The sequence below is a fragment of the Treponema primitia ZAS-1 genome, assembly GCF_000297095.1.
Classification (GTDB): Bacteria; Spirochaetota; Spirochaetia; order Treponematales; family Breznakiellaceae; genus Termitinema; species Termitinema primitia_A.
In genome coordinates, this window is sequence record NZ_AEEA01000023.1 from 11,416 (window position 1) to 29,109 (window position 17,694).

Genomic DNA, 17,694 nt, shown 5'->3' on the forward strand with positions numbered 1-17,694 from the left:
CTTGATTAACATATTTAATAAGATATATAAAGATATATCCCAAATTCTGTTCTGTCAATACTTTTCGGTAAAAAGCCTTTTCCCCGCAGATTAACGCATATAATGGGAAAGTATTTAGGCGTCGCCATTCGGCGGTGCGTCGATGTCCATGAGCTGGGTCAGTTCTTCTTCGCTGTCGGCGATGATACTGGCTGCCAGGAAACGGGCTACGGCGGTTTCGGTAGTGTAAGCCCCCATAGGGACGGCGCCAAGCCGCCAGAGTTCACGGGAAGTTGTGTAGCCGGAAAAGTCTACGATGCCCTCTTGCTGGGAACTGCAGTAGAAACGGGCGCCCCGGCGTTTGCCCAGGGTAAAGGCCCGTTTGAGGGAATAGGGACCTTCGCGGAAGCCGGCGGTACCCGTATCGTATAATTCAAGGAAAAAGTTTTTGACCCCCTTGTCCATTAATGATACCAGGTAATCCGGGCGTATACCGGGATAGATCCGGATAACGCACATGGAGTTTACCGCATTTTCCAGCATCCGAGAAAGTATGTACTGATCCGCCTCCAAGGGACCCGTGAGAAGGGGGGTATCTGAAAAAATCGGCGCTTCCATATTCCAGTTCCGGAATCCGTCTACCCCGATGTGTTCAAATTTCAGGTTCAGCGGGGAGAGGACCTTACCGCCGTGTACTACGTAGACCCCCTTGGTTTTCCCCAAAGCCAGGGAGACCGCTTTTTTCATGGTCCGCTTAGCTTCCGGGGAACTGCCCGGAGGGGTAGAGGAGGCGGCAAAAACAATGGGGGCGTTGGCGTCGGCAAAGAGCCAGTAGATCAGGGGCGCCGTATAGGGGAGGGTATCGGTACCGTGGGCAATTACAATGCCGTTGGCGGTTCCCGAGTTAAGCTTTTCCGCGATGGTCTCGATGAGGATGGCCCAGTCAGAGGGAATTATCTCTTCCGAAAGGATGCGTCCCACATCAATCGATTCAAACCGGACCTTTGAGGCATCGGTAAAATCTTCGCCCTTGCCGCTTTCCACCGTGGGCGACGCCAATGGCGCGGCTAATGGCGCAGCCAAGAGATCCCGCAGAACCTGCTCGTCGCCGGTTTCCACGGCGCCGTCTTCCCCAACCCGGCCGGAAATGGCGCCTCCCATGGAAAGGACGTAGACCAGGGATACCGACAACAGTTCCCGGAGTATATCCTTTACCAGGGTCGGTTCCGCAAGGCCGCCGGTTTCCTTCATGATCAGCCCGGTGAGGAACTGTATAGGCCGGGCATCCCCTTCCCGGATGCGGCGTACCTCCTGAGCATTGGCTTCGATCACCGAAGTGACAATGGCCTTAATGGTCTCCCGGTTGGTAAGCTGTTCCCAGCCTCGCTCCGTGATTATCCCCTGGGGATCCCGGTCTTCTTCCAAGACGGCGCTTACCACCTGTTTGGCGATACTTCCGTGGATACGCCGATCCCGAAGCATATTGAGGATTTTTGCGAAACGTTCCGGAGTCAGGGGGGAATCCGCTATGCTCAGGCCAAGGCGCTTACATTCTTTGATGATGTAGGAACTCATCCACTGGGCGGCTTCCCGGCTTATTTCAGGAGATACCGTTCCCAGGGAAAGGGTTTTTTCAAAGTAATCCGCCCGGCTTTTTTCGTCGCAGACAAATTCCGCCTGGTGCGCTTTCAATCCGTATTCGGCCATCATGCGGTTACGCCTGGCTTCGGGGAGTTCCACTGAAACGCTGTCCGCGGACCCAGGGTCCAGGATACCCGGTCCGGGAATGAAGGGGGGTAGGTCTTCCCGGATAAATCGAGGTTTTTCACCTTCAGTACGGATCCGGAAGGGCTCGGTTGCGTTTTTTGCCGCGTTCCAGATCCGGCTTTCGTTGAGCACCGTCCCGCCGTTCAGGACTATTTCTTCCTGACGGGACATTTCGATATTAACTGCCTTTCCCACAAAGTTAAGGGAGTTGAGGTTCCGCAATTTAACAAAGTGTTCCGGTTCTTCCGGGTAGAGGGCCATAGCCACATAGGCGTTACAGCGGATTATGTTTTCCAAGGAAGCTTGCTTCCAGGAAGCTTGCTTCCAGGGAGCTTGCTTCCCACGGGGAACTTCGCTGGAAGTACCGGGAAACCCCTCTTTTCCGGGGATGATCTCCAGATATTGGATCTGCCGCCGCAGTTCGCTGAGAAATACCTCCGCCTCTTCGCCAATCTCAAAATCCGCGGCGGTCCGGATCCGCAGACTCGGCATACCGGCGTTTGAATAGTCCATCCAAGTCTCTTGCTGCCCTGCGGGTCCCCGTACCGAATGGGTCAGGCGGCCGGCATCTTCTTCCAGCCGGACTTCGGTGATCCGTATCCGCTTGCGCCGGCTGTGGAATAGAATATCCAGGGCGCCGTCTGTCCCCAGCTTAACCGACAGGCCGGAAAGGGCGATGGAGGGCTTTCCATCGGGGTCCTTAGGCATGGGGGGAGTATTGAGGTTTCGTTCGTAAGCCGCTTCTTTAATAATGGAACAGCCCAGACTCCGGATAAGCAGATAGGCCTTCCGGGCAGCCTGGGGATTAAGGATGGGAAGGGCTCCGTTTTCCCTTCGACAGACGGGGCAGGAGGCTTTTTCGCCTTCCGTACTGCCTTGAGCACTGCATCTACAGAAGGTTTTGACCCCCGGCGGAGCTGCCAGGAGCAAAATACGGACTTCAAGGGAAATATAGGTCTTATACACCGGTGTCACTCCGTTTTTTTCGTAAGCTAATTTAGTAAAATAAAAAAAATAAATGGAAAATTTACCGTTTTGAATGTATAATAAAATACACGTTGATGCAATGAGCGAAAAAAATGGAGTTTTGTTTGACTTTTTTATGCACATAGATTAATCTCGACAGGATATACCAGGGGCATTCAAATGCTCCTAAGGAGCATTTGTTGACTAGACGCGATTTCCCCAAGATCCATTTTTATGACCAGGATTTTGTGGATATATACGATAAAACCTGGGCATGGATCCAAGATTGCTGGCAGGGAGACGGGGAAAGGGGCGCCATTGATGGTAGATTCTTTTCGTATCCCGGGAGTCCTGTGGTCCAGCAGATTGACGCCATTTTCTCGTCCTTTTTTTTGGTTTATTCAAACCGGATCTACCATGCTTTTCCGACCTTGGATGTTTTTTACCAACACCAGGAACAGAATGGGGCCATCCGTTCGGCCTATAATATCGAAACCGGGGAGCCCGTGGTGGAGAGTAATAACCCCGAAGGCCTGGGGCTGCCCCTCTTTGCCTGGGCGGAGTTTAACCTCTACCATAAGTCGGGGAATAAAAAGCGGGTTAAGGATGTTATTCCCATTCTGGATAAATATACCAGTTGGATCGATTCGGTATTTAAACGGCCCAACGGGCTTTACGAGGTTCCCCTGGCGGCTACAGGGATGGTCAACGCACCGCGGGAGGATGCGGTCTATCCCGTTGATTTTAATACCATGATGGCCATCAATGTGCTCTATATGTCCGCCTTGGCGGATATTCTGAACGATAAGGAAGCCAGTTTTCAGTATAAAAGGCAATACTTTTCACTGAAGACCCGGCTTAATACCCTGATGTGGGACAATGAAGATGGTTTCTATTATGACATTGATAAAGAGGAAAAACGGATAAAGGTAAAAACCATCGCCGGTTATTGGCCCCTATTAGCGGAAATCTCCAACGACGATAAGGCGGAGCGGATCATCGACAAGCTTTCGGACCCCGTGTTTTTCGGGGCCCCCCATCCTTTCCCCACGGTTGCCGTATCGGAACCCAGTTTTGACGAAACCGGTAACGGGTTCCGGGGTTCCGTATATCCTCACCTGACCTTTATGGTGATCAAGGGCCTGGAACGGTATCAGCGCTGGGATCTTGCCCGGGAATGCGCCATCCGCCACCTCTACTTTGTATTGGATTCCATGAACCCCGATGGAAACCACCATAAGGGTAATCTCTGGGAGGCCTATCTGCCATTAAAAGAGGGGCCTGCACAATGGCCGGAGAAGCCCGAGTTTCCCCGGCCCCAATACCTTACCTACGATGCCCTATCCACCATCTGTCTTACCATCGAAAATATTGTTGGTCTGTTTATTTCCCTTCCCCGCAAAACCGTGGACTGGATTATCCCCAACCTGGAAATCATGGGGATAGAAAACCTTTCCCTTAAGAAAAATATGATAACCATACTTTCCAATAAGAGCGGCCGGGGCTGGGAGATCCATATGGAGAGTGAAAAACTTTACTATTTTACGATAAATATTCTGGGAAAAAAGAAGAAGACCCTGCCCATCCCTTCCGGGAAGTGTTCTATGCTCATAGATAAGTTATAAGTGTTAATGATATGGAAAAAACCAATCGGCTGGTAGCCATTCTGGAAATCGGATCGACCGGTATCAGATCGCTGATCGCGGAAATTTATGATGCCGGGGAATGGAAATTCATGGACCGTGCGGGGAAGCCTATTGCCCTGGGTCGGGATGTATTTACCTCCGGACAGGTGTCCCGGGAATCCCTGCTGGAATGTCTTACGGTACTCCAGAATTTCCGGGAGCTCCTCCAAGGCTGGGGTATCGCCGATGAGGATATACATTGTATAGCCACCAGTGCCCTCAGGGCGGCGAAGAACCGTGATGTCTTTGTGGACCGGGTCCATCAGGAAACGGGGTTCAACTTTACGGTGGTAGAGGGTATTGAGGAAAACCGCCTGATGTACCTGGCGGTGCGGTTTGCCATGAAGAACGATGTTCCCCAGTTTTGGCGGGCCAGTTCCATGATCATCGATGTTGGGGGGGGGTCCACGGAGATCATGCTCCTGCGCCGGGGTAAAATGGTGGCTGCCCACAGTATCAAGCTGGGGACCATCCTGATAGATCGGCAGTCCCGGCTGGCCCTTGGTTCTGTCCGTTCCCAGGAACGGTATCTGAACGAAACTATCCGGAATACGTCGGAGCAGCTCAACGCAGAAATGGTGCTCTCCCATGTCAGAACCTTTGTAGTCGCCGGCGCCGATGCCCGGCTGGTGGCGGCTCTGATTGGCCGGGAGGTGAACGAAAACTGCTGGGTCATTGCCCGGGAGGAATTTGTCAAATTTGCGGAGAAGGTTCAGAACTACAGTGTTGATGAAACGGTACAGAAACTCCACATTCCCTTTGCGGATGCCGAGGGCTTTGTGCCGGGTATTCTGGTTTACAAACTTTTTCTGGAACGAACCGCCGCTGTCCATGTGGTGGTTCCCCTGGTTTCCATCCGCGAGGGGCTTCTTATAGATATGGCCCGGGGGGTGGACCCGGAACTGCAGGAGGACTTCTTTTCCCAGGTTATTGCTTCCGCAGTAAATCTGGGGCGGCGGTTCCACTATGACGAGCTCCACAACCGGCATGTGGCTAATCTTTGTCTGACCCTTTTTGACGAGCTGCTCCGTGAACACGGGATGAGCCGCCGGGAGCGGATGATGCTGGAAGTGGCGGCTACCCTCCACGATGTGGGGATGTTTATCCGGGGTTCCGGGCATCAGAAACACGGCCAGTACATCGTGGCCAATTCGGAGATCTTCGGCCTGCACCAGGAGGAACTGGATATTATTGCCAATGTGATCCGTTACCACCGGGGGGATCTTCCTTCCCCCGCGGATATTGATTACATCGCCCTCCAGAAGGATGAGCGGATCCTGATGCTCAAGATGACTTCTATTCTGCGGGTTGCGGACGCATTGGACCGGGGACATTCTCAGCATATCCGCAGTATTACGGTGGAAAAGAAAAGCGAAGCCATACTGCTCCATGCCCAGGGGAATTACGATTTCAGTCTGGAACGGATAGGGCTGGAAGAAAAGGCCGGTTTGTTCCAGGACGTTTTTGGCTACAAGGTTATTTTGAATTAGGGGTTTTGATGGATACTAATACTATGCGTTTTTTCAACCGTGATCTTTCCTGGATTGATTTTAATGAACGGGTGCTGGAGGAGGGGCTTAGGGGGGATATGCCTCCCTTGGAGCGGTTTCGGTTTCTTTCAATACTTTCGGCCAATTTTGATGAATTTTTTATGGTACGGGTGGCCGCCGTGAAGCGGGCTTTACGTTCCGGTACGGGTCCGGTATCCTCCGCCGAAACATGGCTGGGCCGGAATCCCCTTCCGGATCCATCGGGGCTTAGCCCTGATGAGCTGCTCAGAAAAATTGCGGTGAAGGTTCGTTCCATAAGCGAACGGCAGTATCGCTGTCTGCTGAATGAGATTTTCCCCCTTCTCGCCAAGGGGGGGCTTGAACTGATACGCCCCGATACCTATTCCATTTCCCATATGGATTATCTTGAGACCTTTTTTCTTGGCCAGGTTTATCCCGTACTGACTCCCCTGCGGATCGAGGAAGATGGGGATCTGCCCTTTATCAGCGGGAACAACCTTAATGCGGCCTTTCTCCTTGAAAAAGAGGATGATGATGAGGACGAAGAGCATATTGCCGTCATCCAGCTTCCCAAGGGACTGGATCGCATTGTCTGGCTCCCCGCGGAGGAGGATTCCGCTGAAATACGCGGCGGTAAATGGGCGCTCCTGGACGATCTGGTGCTTACCTGGGGGGCCTATTTATTCCCGGGGTACCGGGTTAGGGAAACCATGCTTTTTAAGATTAACCGGGACGCCGATTTTTCGGTGGATGAAAAACGGGATGAAGATTTTATTGAGGCCATGGAAGAAGTTATTGAAGGACGTACACATTCACCGGTGGTCCGCATGACCTATTCCGCCGACAGCAGGCGGCTGAAGGAAGAACTAGCCCGGCGGCTGGAACTTGAAGAACAGGATCTCTACGAAGCAGAGAGCCCCATGGATTTGGGGAGCCTTATGGACCTGGCCAATGCCCGGGGCTTCGACTCCCTCCGGCTTAAGCCCTGGAAAATTTACAGTAATACTGCTTTTAGCGAAGATGAGTCCCTCTGGGACCGGATAAGCCAGCGGGATGTGCTTATCCGCCTTCCCTATGAATCCTTCGATCCGGTGGTACGGTTTTTCCAGGATGCTGCGGCGGACCCCCAGGTAATTTCCATAAAAACCGCCCTGTATCGTACCAGCGGTAACAGTCCGATCATCAGAGCCCTGGAGCAGGCCGCCCTGAAGGGTAAGCATGTAACTGCGGTGGTGGAGCTAAAGGCCCGGTTTGACGAAGAACGGAATATTTCCTGGGCAAACCGGCTGGAAAAGGCCGGGGTGATCGTGGTATACGGTCTTGCAAGGCTCAAGGTTCATGCTAAGATAAGCATGGTTATCCGCAGGGAGAAGGAAGGTGTTAAGCGGTACGTTCATCTTTCCACGGGAAACTACAACGATAAGACCGCAAAGCTGTACGAGGATTTGGGGATCTTTACCGCCCGTGAAGATATTGCCATGGACGCCTCGGTGTTTTTCAATATGCTTACGGGGTATTCGGCGATCCAGTCAATGCGGAAACTGGTGATTGCCCCCACAAGTTTAAAGCGGCGTCTTTTGGAACTGATTGAGCGGGAAGCGAAACGATCAAGCCAGGAGTACCCCGGGAGGATCATTGCTAAGGTGAATTCCCTGGCGGATACGGATGTGATCGAAGCCCTGTATGGAGCTTCCCAGGCGGGTGTAAAAATCACCCTGGTGGTGCGGGGCATCTGTATGCTGATCCCCGGACTTGCCGGGCTTTCGGAAAATATCAGGGTGATAAGTATTATCGGGCATTACCTGGAACATTCCCGGATCTACTACTTCGCCAATGGCGGCGCTGAGGAGTACTATTTAGCAAGCGCCGACTGGATGCCACGTAATCTTGAGCGGCGGGTAGAGCTGATGTTTCCGGTGCTGCAGGAGGATATTAAAATCCAGGTTCGGGATATTCTGAATGCCTATATACGGGATACTATTCAGGCCCGGCTTCTGGGGAGTGATGGTTCCTGGAAACGATGTTCCCAAGGGGCCAAGGGGGAGGAGACCTTTTCTGTTCAGGAGCATCTTCTTTCCCTGGCTGCGAAGGCCGGGGAGAACCTGTGGGCGCCCAGGCAGGAATTTGTGGTACGCCGCAGCGATCCCGGAAAGGAATAATATATGAAGCGAATAATACTAAAGCACGGCGAAGAAGGGCGTATCCGCACAGGCCACCCCTGGGTCTATGACAATGAGGTCGCAAAAATTCTCGAAGGTTTTGCCGGCGGTAAAGGTAGTGGTCTCGGTGATTCGGATTCCGTAGATTTACTGCCCGGAGAAATTGCCGATGTGGAAAGTTCCCGGAAGGAATATCTGGGCCGGGCCCTGGTAAACCCCAACTCGAAGATCATCGCCCGGATTTACAGCCCCTCCAAGGAAGGCATGGACAAGGGCTTCTTCAAACGGCGGATCCGGGAGGCGGTAAACCGGCGGACTTTGACGGGGAGTAATTTTGATCTACACCGGGAATCCGCCCGGCTGGTTTTTGCCGAAGCGGATTTTCTTCCGGGGCTTATTGTTGATCGTTTTGTAGGCTGGCCCCTTAAGGAACTTGAATCCGCAGTATCACTGCGCCCTATTACCTTTGATCTTGCTGAAGCCGCCCTGGGTCCGCCCCGGTCCTGGCTTGCGGTACAGTTCCTGGTCTACGGTATGGACAGCCGCCGGGAAGAAATACTTGCCACCCTGGAGGAAGTGCTGGAACAGGATGGTTTTATTATTCCCGGCGATATTCCCCTGGGTAAACCTGCGGGCATTGTTGAGAAGTCCGCAGCAAAGGTGCGGGAACTGGAAGGGCTGCCATTACAGGAGGGGCTGGTCCGGGGCGATTTCCCCGCCGAGGGTATTGTTATATTCGAGAACGGCTTTCCCTTTATGCTGAACCTGATAGACGGGCAGAAGACCGGCCATTTCCTCGATCAGAAGGATAACCACCGCGCTGCCGCCGCCTATGTTCAGTCCGCCGGATCGTCAACGCTGCGGGTCCTGGACGCCTTTTCCTACACCGGCGGCTTCGGCATACACGCCGGTATGGCGGGGGCGGCGCAGGTAACGTGCGTGGATGCCTCTGCCCCGGCCCTGGAAACGGTACGGATAAACGCCGCCCTGAACGGAGTAGGGGACAGGGTTACTGCCGTTGAGGCCGATGTCTTTGAATACCTGCGGACCGCCGAGCGGCAAAAGGAACAGTTTGATCTTATTATTCTGGACCCTCCGGCTTTTGCAAAAACCCGTTCAGCCTTAGAGGGGGCGCTCCGGGGTTACAAGGAAATCAACCTGCGGGCAATTAATATGCTTAAACCCGGCGGGGTCCTGGTGAGCTGTTCCTGCAGCCATGCCCTGGACGAGATCCGCTTCCGGTACATGATAACCGAGGCTGCCGCCGATGCGGGCAAGCGGCTTATCATGCTGGATTTCCGGCGACAGCCGACGGATCATCCGGCGCTGGTGGGCTACGAGGAGTCGCTGTACCTCAAGTGCGGGATTTACCGGGTTGTGGGATGAGCGCAATCAGGACATCCTATTGAATTATTTTCCATAAAATGGTAAATTTTTCTAATCATTTCTATATTTTTCAAATAATCGGAGTAAAATTCTATGACGGTCACTGAAGTTATGTCCGAATTGGTCCTCCAGTTGGGGGTCATCATTTTTGCCGTTCGTCTTGGGGGTCGGCTGGTTAAGCTTGCCGGTATTCCTTCGGTGTTGGGGGAACTGCTGGCGGGGGTGGTGATCGGTCCCTATGCCCTGGGGGGTATTGTCCTTCCCGGGTTTCCCCACGGTTTTTTCCCCCTGGGGGAGGGTGCCCTGGCAGTAAGCTCCGAACTCTACGCCTTTGCCACGGTGGCTTCTATCATATTGCTTTTTGCTTCGGGGCTGGAAACGGACCTGGGGCTTTTCCTCCGCTACTCCGTGGTGGGCGGGGTGGTCGGTATAGGCGGGGTGGTCTTCTCCTTTACCCTTGGCGCCCTTACGGGGGTGTTTCTCCTGCATACCACGTTTATAGACCCCCGATGCCTCTTCCTGGGGATACTCTCCACGGCCACGTCCGTAGGCATCACCGCCCGGATACTGTCGGACCAGAAGCGGATGGACTCCCCTGAGGGGGTTACTATCCTCGCGGCGGCGGTCTTTGACGATGTGCTGGGGATTATCGCCCTGGCCATAGTGCTGGGCATCGTTGCCCTTATCACCAGCGGCGGGGGCAGCCTGAACGCCGCAAATATCCTCGGTATAGCAGGGAAGGCCCTGGGGATCTGGCTGGGCTTTACCGCACTGGGGCTGATCTTCTCCAAGAAAATTGCCGCCTTTCTTAAACTATTCAAGCATACCTTCGATTTTTCCGTTCTGGCCCTGGGTATAGCCCTGGTCCTGGCGGGGATTTTCGAAAAACAGGGCCTGGCCATGATCATTGGCGCCTATGTCACGGGGCTTTCCCTTTCGAAAACGGATATCGCGGCGATTATCCAGGAACGGATCCACGGGCTCTACGAATTTTTTGTTCCCATCTTTTTTGCCGTCATGGGCATGATGGTGAACATGCGGGAAATTATCTCCCCCTCGGTACTGGTCTTCGGCGGCATCTATACCCTGATGGCCCTTGCTTCCAAGGTGGTGGGCTGCGGCGGTCCGGCGCTGTTCCTGGGCTTCAACCTCCGGGGCGCCCTGCGCATTGGTACCGGCATGATACCCCGGGGCGAGGTAGCGCTCATTATCGCCGGGATTGGGCTTGCGTCGGGAGTCCTGGACACCCAGCTCTTTGGGGTTATCATCCTCATGACCCTGATCACCACCCTGGTGGCGCCCCCTCTCCTGAACGCCTCTTTGAAAATTCCCGGTTCTGGTACCAGGAAACCCGCAAAGTCCGACGATTCGGTGGTGTCGGAATGGGAATTCTACTCCGATGAAATCGCCGATCTGGTGGTGGACAACCTCCTCCGGGATCTAAAGGCGGAGGGCTTTTATGTTCAGATGATGAACATCGACGAGGGGCTTTCCCAGGCCAGGAAGGACGATATCAGTCTTTCCATTACCGAAGAGGAAAGTGTGGTTACCATAGAAACATCGATTCTGGACATGCCCTTTGTAAAGACCGCGGTTTTTGAGGTTATGCTCAGGCTGAACGATACTATCCAGAAGCTGAAGGATTCCTCGGATCCCCAGGCGATGAAAAAAGAATTGGTGGATTCAGGCGGGCGGACTAACGAAAATATACTGTCCCTGATTCAGGCGGAATGTGTTTCCCTCCGGCTTCAGGGAAATACAAAAAAGGAGATCCTTGCCGAAATGGTGGATATCCTTGCGGATAATGGGAAGCTTGAAGATAGATCCCTGGTTCTGGAGGATATCCTTCAGCGGGAAAAAACCATGAGTACCGGGATGCAGGATGGTATTGCCCTGCCCCATGCCAAGAGTGATGGGGTAAAGGATATCTGTGTGGCGGTGGGCATTAAAAAAAGCGGCGTTGATTTTGAATCCATGGACGGGAACCCTTCCCAGATTTTCATTATGGTCATTTCACCAAAAAAAGTTTCCGGCCCCCATCTCCAGTTTTTAGCTTCCGTGGCGGCGGTACTGCAGAGCGATGAAATCCGGCAAAAGGTGATCGAAGCCGATTCCCGGCCGCAGGTGGTATCTTTATTGCGGAAGGGAAAGCTCTAGGCTTTGCAGATTACTTCGTACAAATACTGATCCATCAGGATCGATTCAAAGCCTGCGCCGCTTGAGCGGATGCGGATGTCAAAGCCGGCGGTAAGGGACAGGCAGGTATCGGCCCCGGCGGCGCCGTAACGCCGGCCGGCTGCGGCATAGTCTTTGCGGGCCTTGCTTGAGGCAAGGCCTATTTTTTTGAATTCAAAGTCATCCGGAGCGGCGCTTTTGGCGGTGAGGGCGAGGTAGTCCCGGAGCTTGCGGAAGCACCAGGCGAGTACCCCTAGGATAGCCACCGGTGTCTCCTTGGCAGCCAGGAGGGTGTGGAGGATCTCTACGCTCCGGGTAAGGTCCCCCTCGGCGATCCGGGAAAAGAGGGTAAAGGCCGATTCTTCCCGGGTATGGGAAAGCCATTTTTCTACTTCCGCTTCCCCCACGACCGAGTTCTTGTCCAAAAACAGGGTGAGCCGGGAACATTCCCGTTTGAGGCTGTCGGTGTTGTTTTCCACCAATTCCAGAATAGCCTCTATACCCTCCTCATTAATCTTAAAGCCCTCCCGGCGAAAAAAGTTAGCCACCCATTCGGTCTTTTTATTCTCGAAGAGTTCCCAGAAAACCCGTTTACCCGCTTTGTCCGCCGCTTTTTCCAGGGTCTTGTCCAGGCTGGTATTGTCGGAAATGAGGATCATCGTGGTGTCATCCTGGGGGGCAGCCATGTAGGAGGCCAGCAATTCCAGTTCATCCTTTTTTTTCAGGAGTTCAGCGTTTTTAATAAAGAAGAGCCGAGTATCCGCAAAGAGGGAACCGTTGCGCAGTATTGAGACCATTTCGTTTACCGGCGTTTCCCCGGCGTAAAAGGATGTTTCTTCCGCAGGAGCGCCGAATTGTTTTTTTATATTCCGCCGTATCTCTTCAATGGCGTCCTGCTTTTCCCCAAATTCGGGGCCCAGGAAAAGAAGGCAGTTTCCTTTTGACATGACGGCAGCTCAGTAAGAACGGATTATATGGGCCAGACGACCCAGGATACGGGCGTTCTGGGTAAATATGGGCTTGTATTTGACATTTTCCGGTTCCAGCCGGACCCGGTTGCTTTCCTTAAAGAACCGTTTTAAAGTTACCGCCTCATCCACCAGGGCTACCACAATTTCCCGGTTTTCCGCGGATTCTTGTTTTTCGATAACCGCCACATCCCCGTCCACAATGCCCGCTCCGATCATAGAATCCCCCCGGACTTTAAGGGCGAAGTACTGGGCGTTTTTTTTCAACAGGGAATGATGGATGGGAATGGCGCCTTCCCAGTTTTCTTCGGAGAGAATGGGCCGTCCGGCGGCAACCGTACCCAGCAGGGGTACCTCAATTACGAGTGTATTGACGCTGTGATCCTGTTCGGTTTTGATAATCTCTATGGTCCTGGAACGTTTATCTCCCAGTCTGATGAAGCCTTTTTTCCGGAGCGCTTCCACATGGTCGTAGGCGCCTTTAACGGAAATAACGAAATGTTCTCCTATCTCCCGCATGGTGGGAGGGTAGGCATGAATTTTAATATACTCTGTGATGAAGTCCAGCACATCCCGCTGTCGCTGGGTAAGTTCTTTCATCGTTCTGTCCTTAACCCGTATTTTCGTATCTTCGCATGGAGGTTACTTGGATAAATTCCAATAGCTTCTGCTGTATGAGAAATAATACCACCGTTTTGTGCGAGCTGGAATTCCAGATAACGCTTTTCAAAAAGCTCTTTTGCCTCGGTATAATTCAGGTTAAATATATCCAGTGATAATTGGTTTTGTAAAGGGCCTTCTTCGAATTTTTCCGTTTTTCTTGGTACCGGCTCTCGCGGTGTTTTCTGGAGCAGGTCCCGGAGTACATCGGCCTTGATCTTTTCCCCATCACACATCACCATAATCCGTTCCGCCAGGTTTTTCAGCTCCCGCACATTTCCCGGCCATTCATAGGCGATTAGGATATCCCGGGCAGTTGCTTCCATCTCCTGCTTTTCCGCCCCCAATTTATTGAGGAAGTGGTAGAGTAGGAGGAGTATATCCTCGGGTCTCTCCCGCAGTGGGGGCATAAAGATGGGGATAACGTTCAGCCTGAAAAAGAGGTCCTGCCTGAACCGGCCCCGCTCGCATTCCTTTTCTAAATCCTTGTTGGTAGCCGCAAGGATCCGTACATCGGTCTCGATGGTTTTTTCACCCCCCACCCGTTCAAGCTTCTGTTCCTGAATTACCCGGAGGACCTTGGACTGGGCGGCCAGGGACATATCCCCAATCTCATCCAGAAAAAGGGTACCCGTGTGGGCCAGCTCAAAACGGCCCTTGTGGCTGGAAACGGCGTCGGTAAAGGCCCCCTTTTCATGACCGAAGAGTTCACTTTCTATAAGGCTTTCCGGAATGGCGGCGCAGTTGACCTCCACAAAGGGCTTATCGTTTCTATTAGAAAGCCGGTGTATGGCCCTGGCTACCAGTTCCTTCCCGCTGCCGTTTTCCCCGGTGATCAATATCCGGGCGTCGCTGGCTGCAGCTTGTTTGATCAGCTCCCGGACCTGGACAATAGCCGCGCTGGTACCGATGATTTCATCATTGCCTAAAAGACCTATCTTTAGATCCCTGTTTTCTTCCCGGAGCTTCTGCATGGTCAGGGCGTTATGGCATACCGTAAGAACCTTGTCCAGGGAAAGGGGCTTTTCCAGAAAATCAAAGGCCCCAAGTTTTACTGCCCGTACCGCCATATCCACATTGGCGTGCCCGGAGATAATCACCACCTCAAGCTTCGGCCAGTTCCCCCGTATTTTTTCCAGGGCTTCAAGGCCTCCCATTTTGGGAAGCAGCACATCAAGGAAAATTAGGTTAATGGATTCTGCCGCCAGGATATCCAGACCGCGGAGGGCGTCTTCGGCGGTAAAGACCTGGTAATGTTCATCCTCCAATATGGAAGCCAGGGTTTTCCTGATACCCGGTTCATCGTCGATGATTAGAATTTTTGTCATTGGTTATCCTGGTTTTCGTCAATAGGGAGATCGATAAAAAAGGTGGTACCCACGCCTATAGCCGAATTAAACCAAATAGTCCCTCCGTGATCGTTCACGATCCGCTCCACAATAGGAAGCCCCAAACCAGTACCGGATTCTTTGGTAGTAAAATAGGGTGTAAATATCTCGGCGCCCTCTTCCGCCGAAATACCTTTCCCGGTATCTTTAATGCTTAATCTACAATAACGGCTCTCCCGTTTTTTTACAAGGTCGGTCCGTATCTCAATGCGTCCCCTGCCGTCCATAGCGTCGATTCCGTTAATTATCAGATTGGTCAGGATCTGGGAAAGGTAACGCTTTTCCATCTTTACTGAAATAGCCGCTCCCACATGGCTGATATCGAACTGGACTTCCGGATAGCCTCCGCGGTAAAGGCCGATGGATTCCTCAATCAGATCCCGTATCATGGTCCAGGTCCGGGAAAGTTCCGTAGGCCGGGACAGGGTCCTGAATTCGGTAAGCATGGTGGAAAGGCTCTCCACCTCCTGGATGATAGCCAGCATGGAGCTCTCCAGGATTTCCCCCACCCGTTCCGGTTCGTTCCTCCAGCGCCGCAGGACCCGCTCCGCCGAAAGCTTGATGGGGGTAAGGGGGTTTTTTATCTCATGGGCCAGTTGTTGGGCCATGGTCTGCCAAACCGATATCTTTTCCGCCTTAAGCAGGGCGTTACGGGATTTTTCCAGGTTCTGAACCATGGCGTTGAAGGATTTAATGAGCTGCCCCAGCTCATCCCCGGGCCGGGAAATGATTTGGATGGAAAAATCCCCCTCAGCCACCCGGGTTGTAGCCTCCGCCAGTTCCACAATGGGCTGGGTAATCCGCCGGGAAAAGGAAATGGTGATAATGATAGTCATCAGCAGAATGGGAAAAAGAAAGACCCCATAGTAGTAGATAACCAGGGGTTTGACATTCAATTCCAGGGAATCGATTACATCAAACCGGGATCGCTCATTTTCCATGGCCGTTATAAGGGCGTCAAACCCTTCTCCAAGCTTATAGCTGAGAATCCGGTAGACCCCCCGTTGGGGGATCTGTATATATCGGATCGTATCGATATCCCGGGGGAGTTCCCGGGAGACAAAGCCTGGTTGATTTGTCGGAGGCGACGGGAGTTCCCGGGAGGCATCTCCCTGAAAGCCCAGGCTGACCCAGTTCCCGTCATCGTTCTGCCGGAAGTCTTGTACTGCCCCAAGCCCTTCGGAGAGTTCTGAAGGGAAAGGTTCACCCTCTATTTCAAGGGAGAGCTTCTCAAACCGGTCCAGGTTCATGGAATAGTTTTCCATGGCCAAATTCTGGGCGTACTGGAGGGTACTGTTGATATTGATGGACCGCCAGAAGCGAACTAGTTCATATACCGATTGGATGGTTATGATGGTAACCGGTACCGCTGCCAATACTACGGAAATGATAAAGTAGGCCATGAGCCGGGCTTGAAATTTACTCCCCGTACGGCGGAGTATAATATCCCGCAAGAGGCGTATAAGCGAAAAGGCCATAAAGACCATGAGGACCACCGGGACCGTAAAAAACACGATGCGGTTTAGTATCCCGGGAAGGCTGCCGTCCTGGAGGGTGGTAATAAAAAAGGAGTGGGAAAAGAGTACCGTAAGGATACTGAGAAGGACATAGAGTAAAAGCATACCCCGGACATTGATAATAGAGTATCGTGGATGAGTCCGGACCATTTTCACGGGGCAAATCCCCCTATTCTTCTTCGAATTTCTTGTTAAACAGATTAACCATAGCTTCCAGGGCTAGCTGTTCGTCTTCCCCTTCGACGATAACCTTTATTTCGGTCCCATAGGAAGCTCCCAGGGTCAGGATACCCATGATAGACTTTCCATTTATGCGGTCGTTTCCCTTCTCCAAATAAATATTGGATTTGAAATCCTTCGCAGTCTGTACCAGCATTGCCGAAGGACGGGCATGGATTCCGGCCCTGTTTTGAATTGTTACAATTTGTTCTACCATTTATATGCGCTCACTTTTAAATAATATCATCCTGCCCAAAGTAAACCGAACGGGCAGCGTCACTTTCTATCCATTTAAGAATATTTTGATTGAATTCTTGGGCCGAATTATACCCCATCTTTTTGAGCCGCTCGTTCATAGCGGCAGTTTCAATAATAATAGGGATATTCCGGCCCGGTTTTACGGGGATTTCCAGTTTTGGGATAGAAACCCCCAGGAATTCAGAGAAATCTTCCTCCATTCCCAGGCGATCGTACATTTTTTTAGAGTCCCACTCCTCTAATTTGACCACCAACTGTATCCGCTTCTGATCCCGGATGGCCCGGACCCCAAAAAGATGGGTGATATTAATAATCCCCAAACCCCGGATCTCCATATGATGGCCGATGATCTTATTCGCCCCGGCGCCGATGAGGATATTCCCATTGACGCAGAGGATCTCCACCACATCATCCGCCACCAGCCGGTGCCCCCGTTCTATCAATTCCAGGGCGGTCTCACTTTTCCCTACCCCTGAATCCCCAAGGATGAGGATCCCCAGGCCGTAGACCTCCACCAACACCCCATGGACACTTTGACGGGGGGCGAAGATATTGGAGAGGATCCGCATAATCCGGGATGAAAATTCCGTAGTTTCCAGGTCGGTCTGAAGCAGGGGACATTCCGCCGCCTCGGCGGCTTCAAAAAAGGCTTTGGTAGGGGTGATGCTATGGGTAAAGATACAGCAGGGGATGAGGTAGGTGAACATCTGTTTGATGGGTTCGTCATTTCCCTCATCCGCCAGTTTACCCAGATAGGCCCTCTCTCCCCGGCCAAATAACTGGATCCGGTAATTGGCAAAAAGATCGTAAAAACCGGAAATGGCCAAGCCGGGACGGTTGAGATCCGGGCTGACGATCTCCCGGGAAAGCCCTTTACGGCCCCCTATGCAGTGTAAATTGAGGGAATTATGCTCCTTCAGATCTATATCGATAAGATCCAAAACGGTAAACTGCTTCTCCGCCATAAGAATATCATAGAACAAGGGTAGGAATATGACAAGACAGACGCATCGGGATACATTTAACTTATACATTTAACTTATTGACAATCCCCGA

Annotated in this window: 12 protein-coding genes; 5 read left to right on the forward strand and 7 right to left on the reverse strand. The window is 52.4% G+C overall.

Annotation, left to right across the window (positions count from 1 at the left end; translation table 11 throughout):
* Nucleotides 1-114: 114 nt before the first annotated feature.
* Nucleotides 115-2,856, reverse strand: coding sequence for an asparaginase domain-containing protein (locus TPRIMZ1_RS0103060; RefSeq protein WP_010254552.1), 2,742 nt, complete (start codon nucleotides 2,854-2,856; stop codon nucleotides 115-117).
* 56 nt (nucleotides 2,857-2,912) lie between these two features.
* Here TPRIMZ1_RS0103060 and TPRIMZ1_RS0103065 point away from each other — a divergent pair, with 56 nt between their 5' ends.
* The 5 genes from TPRIMZ1_RS0103065 (at nucleotide 2,913) to TPRIMZ1_RS0103085 (ending at nucleotide 11,610) form a co-directional block, all read left to right on the forward strand.
* Nucleotides 2,913-4,337, forward strand: a complete 1,425-nt coding sequence (locus TPRIMZ1_RS0103065) for an MGH1-like glycoside hydrolase domain-containing protein (protein WP_010254555.1) — start codon at nucleotides 2,913-2,915, stop codon at nucleotides 4,335-4,337.
* 11 nt (nucleotides 4,338-4,348) lie between these two features.
* On the forward strand, nucleotides 4,349-5,887 hold the full coding sequence (locus TPRIMZ1_RS0103070) for an HD domain-containing protein (RefSeq protein WP_010254558.1): 1,539 nt from the start codon (nucleotides 4,349-4,351) through the stop codon (nucleotides 5,885-5,887).
* 8 nt (nucleotides 5,888-5,895) lie between these two features.
* Entirely contained in the window at nucleotides 5,896-8,067 is a 2,172-nt protein-coding gene (ppk1, locus tag TPRIMZ1_RS0103075) for a polyphosphate kinase 1 (protein WP_026043484.1), read from the forward strand.
* Between the two features lie 3 nt (nucleotides 8,068-8,070).
* Nucleotides 8,071-9,453 carry a class I SAM-dependent rRNA methyltransferase gene (locus TPRIMZ1_RS0103080; protein WP_010254564.1) on the forward strand — a complete coding sequence of 461 codons (1,383 nt, stop codon included), beginning with the start codon at nucleotides 8,071-8,073 and terminating at the stop codon, nucleotides 9,451-9,453.
* 93 nt (nucleotides 9,454-9,546) lie between these two features.
* Nucleotides 9,547-11,610 (forward strand): fructose PTS transporter subunit IIA, encoded by a 2,064-nt coding sequence (locus TPRIMZ1_RS0103085; protein WP_010254566.1) that lies wholly within the window; start codon nucleotides 9,547-9,549, stop codon nucleotides 11,608-11,610.
* Here the strand turns inward: TPRIMZ1_RS0103085 and holA are convergent.
* Genes holA through hprK form a run of 6 tightly spaced genes read right to left on the reverse strand, consistent with a single transcriptional unit; the run spans nucleotide 11,607 to nucleotide 17,603 of the window.
* Entirely contained in the window at nucleotides 11,607-12,575 is a 969-nt protein-coding gene (gene holA / locus TPRIMZ1_RS0103090; RefSeq protein WP_010254569.1) for a DNA polymerase III subunit delta, read from the reverse strand. The two genes, TPRIMZ1_RS0103085 and holA, sit on opposite strands and share 4 nt — an antisense overlap.
* Before the next feature lie 9 nt (nucleotides 12,576-12,584).
* Complete coding sequence (lexA, locus tag TPRIMZ1_RS0103095; protein ID WP_010254572.1) at nucleotides 12,585-13,196, reverse strand: transcriptional repressor LexA; 612 nt, start codon at nucleotides 13,194-13,196, stop codon at nucleotides 12,585-12,587.
* Complete coding sequence (locus TPRIMZ1_RS0103100; RefSeq protein WP_010254574.1) at nucleotides 13,193-14,584, reverse strand: sigma-54-dependent transcriptional regulator; 1,392 nt, start codon at nucleotides 14,582-14,584, stop codon at nucleotides 13,193-13,195. Before TPRIMZ1_RS0103100 ends, lexA begins: the two co-directional genes overlap by 4 nt.
* Nucleotides 14,581-16,311 (reverse strand): ATP-binding protein, encoded by a 1,731-nt coding sequence (locus TPRIMZ1_RS0103105; RefSeq protein ID WP_232616729.1) that lies wholly within the window; start codon nucleotides 16,309-16,311, stop codon nucleotides 14,581-14,583. Before TPRIMZ1_RS0103105 ends, TPRIMZ1_RS0103100 begins: the two co-directional genes overlap by 4 nt.
* Before the next feature lie 19 nt (nucleotides 16,312-16,330).
* Entirely contained in the window at nucleotides 16,331-16,597 is a 267-nt protein-coding gene (locus TPRIMZ1_RS0103110; RefSeq protein ID WP_010254576.1) for an HPr family phosphocarrier protein, read from the reverse strand.
* A gap of 16 nt (nucleotides 16,598-16,613) precedes the next feature.
* Nucleotides 16,614-17,603: an HPr(Ser) kinase/phosphatase gene (gene hprK / locus TPRIMZ1_RS0103115; RefSeq protein WP_010254577.1), complete on the reverse strand. Its 990-nt coding sequence runs from the start codon at nucleotides 17,601-17,603 to the stop codon at nucleotides 16,614-16,616.
* Between the last annotated feature and the right edge of the window lie 91 nt (nucleotides 17,604-17,694).

What these genes read in the sequence shown, in the direction of transcription:
- TPRIMZ1_RS0103060 (WP_010254552.1), bottom strand. Translation starts at nt 2,856, where the DNA reads ATGTGCATAAAAAAGTCAAACAAAACTCCATTTTTTTCGCTCATTGCA.
- TPRIMZ1_RS0103070 (WP_010254558.1), top strand. Translation starts at nt 4,349, where the DNA reads ATGGAAAAAACCAATCGGCTGGTAGCCATTCTGGAAATCGGATCGACC.
- ppk1 (WP_026043484.1), top strand. Translation starts at nt 5,896, where the DNA reads ATGGATACTAATACTATGCGTTTTTTCAACCGTGATCTTTCCTGGATT.
- TPRIMZ1_RS0103080 (WP_010254564.1), top strand. Translation starts at nt 8,071, where the DNA reads ATGAAGCGAATAATACTAAAGCACGGCGAAGAAGGGCGTATCCGCACA.
- TPRIMZ1_RS0103085 (WP_010254566.1), top strand. Translation starts at nt 9,547, where the DNA reads ATGACGGTCACTGAAGTTATGTCCGAATTGGTCCTCCAGTTGGGGGTC.
- holA (WP_010254569.1), bottom strand. Translation starts at nt 12,575, where the DNA reads ATGTCAAAAGGAAACTGCCTTCTTTTCCTGGGCCCCGAATTTGGGGAA.
- lexA (WP_010254572.1), bottom strand. Translation starts at nt 13,196, where the DNA reads ATGAAAGAACTTACCCAGCGACAGCGGGATGTGCTGGACTTCATCACA.
- TPRIMZ1_RS0103100 (WP_010254574.1), bottom strand. Translation starts at nt 14,584, where the DNA reads ATGACAAAAATTCTAATCATCGACGATGAACCGGGTATCAGGAAAACC.
- TPRIMZ1_RS0103105 (WP_232616729.1), bottom strand. Translation starts at nt 16,311, where the DNA reads ATGGTCCGGACTCATCCACGATACTCTATTATCAATGTCCGGGGTATG.
- TPRIMZ1_RS0103110 (WP_010254576.1), bottom strand. Translation starts at nt 16,597, where the DNA reads ATGGTAGAACAAATTGTAACAATTCAAAACAGGGCCGGAATCCATGCC.
- hprK (WP_010254577.1), bottom strand. Translation starts at nt 17,603, where the DNA reads ATGGCGGAGAAGCAGTTTACCGTTTTGGATCTTATCGATATAGATCTG.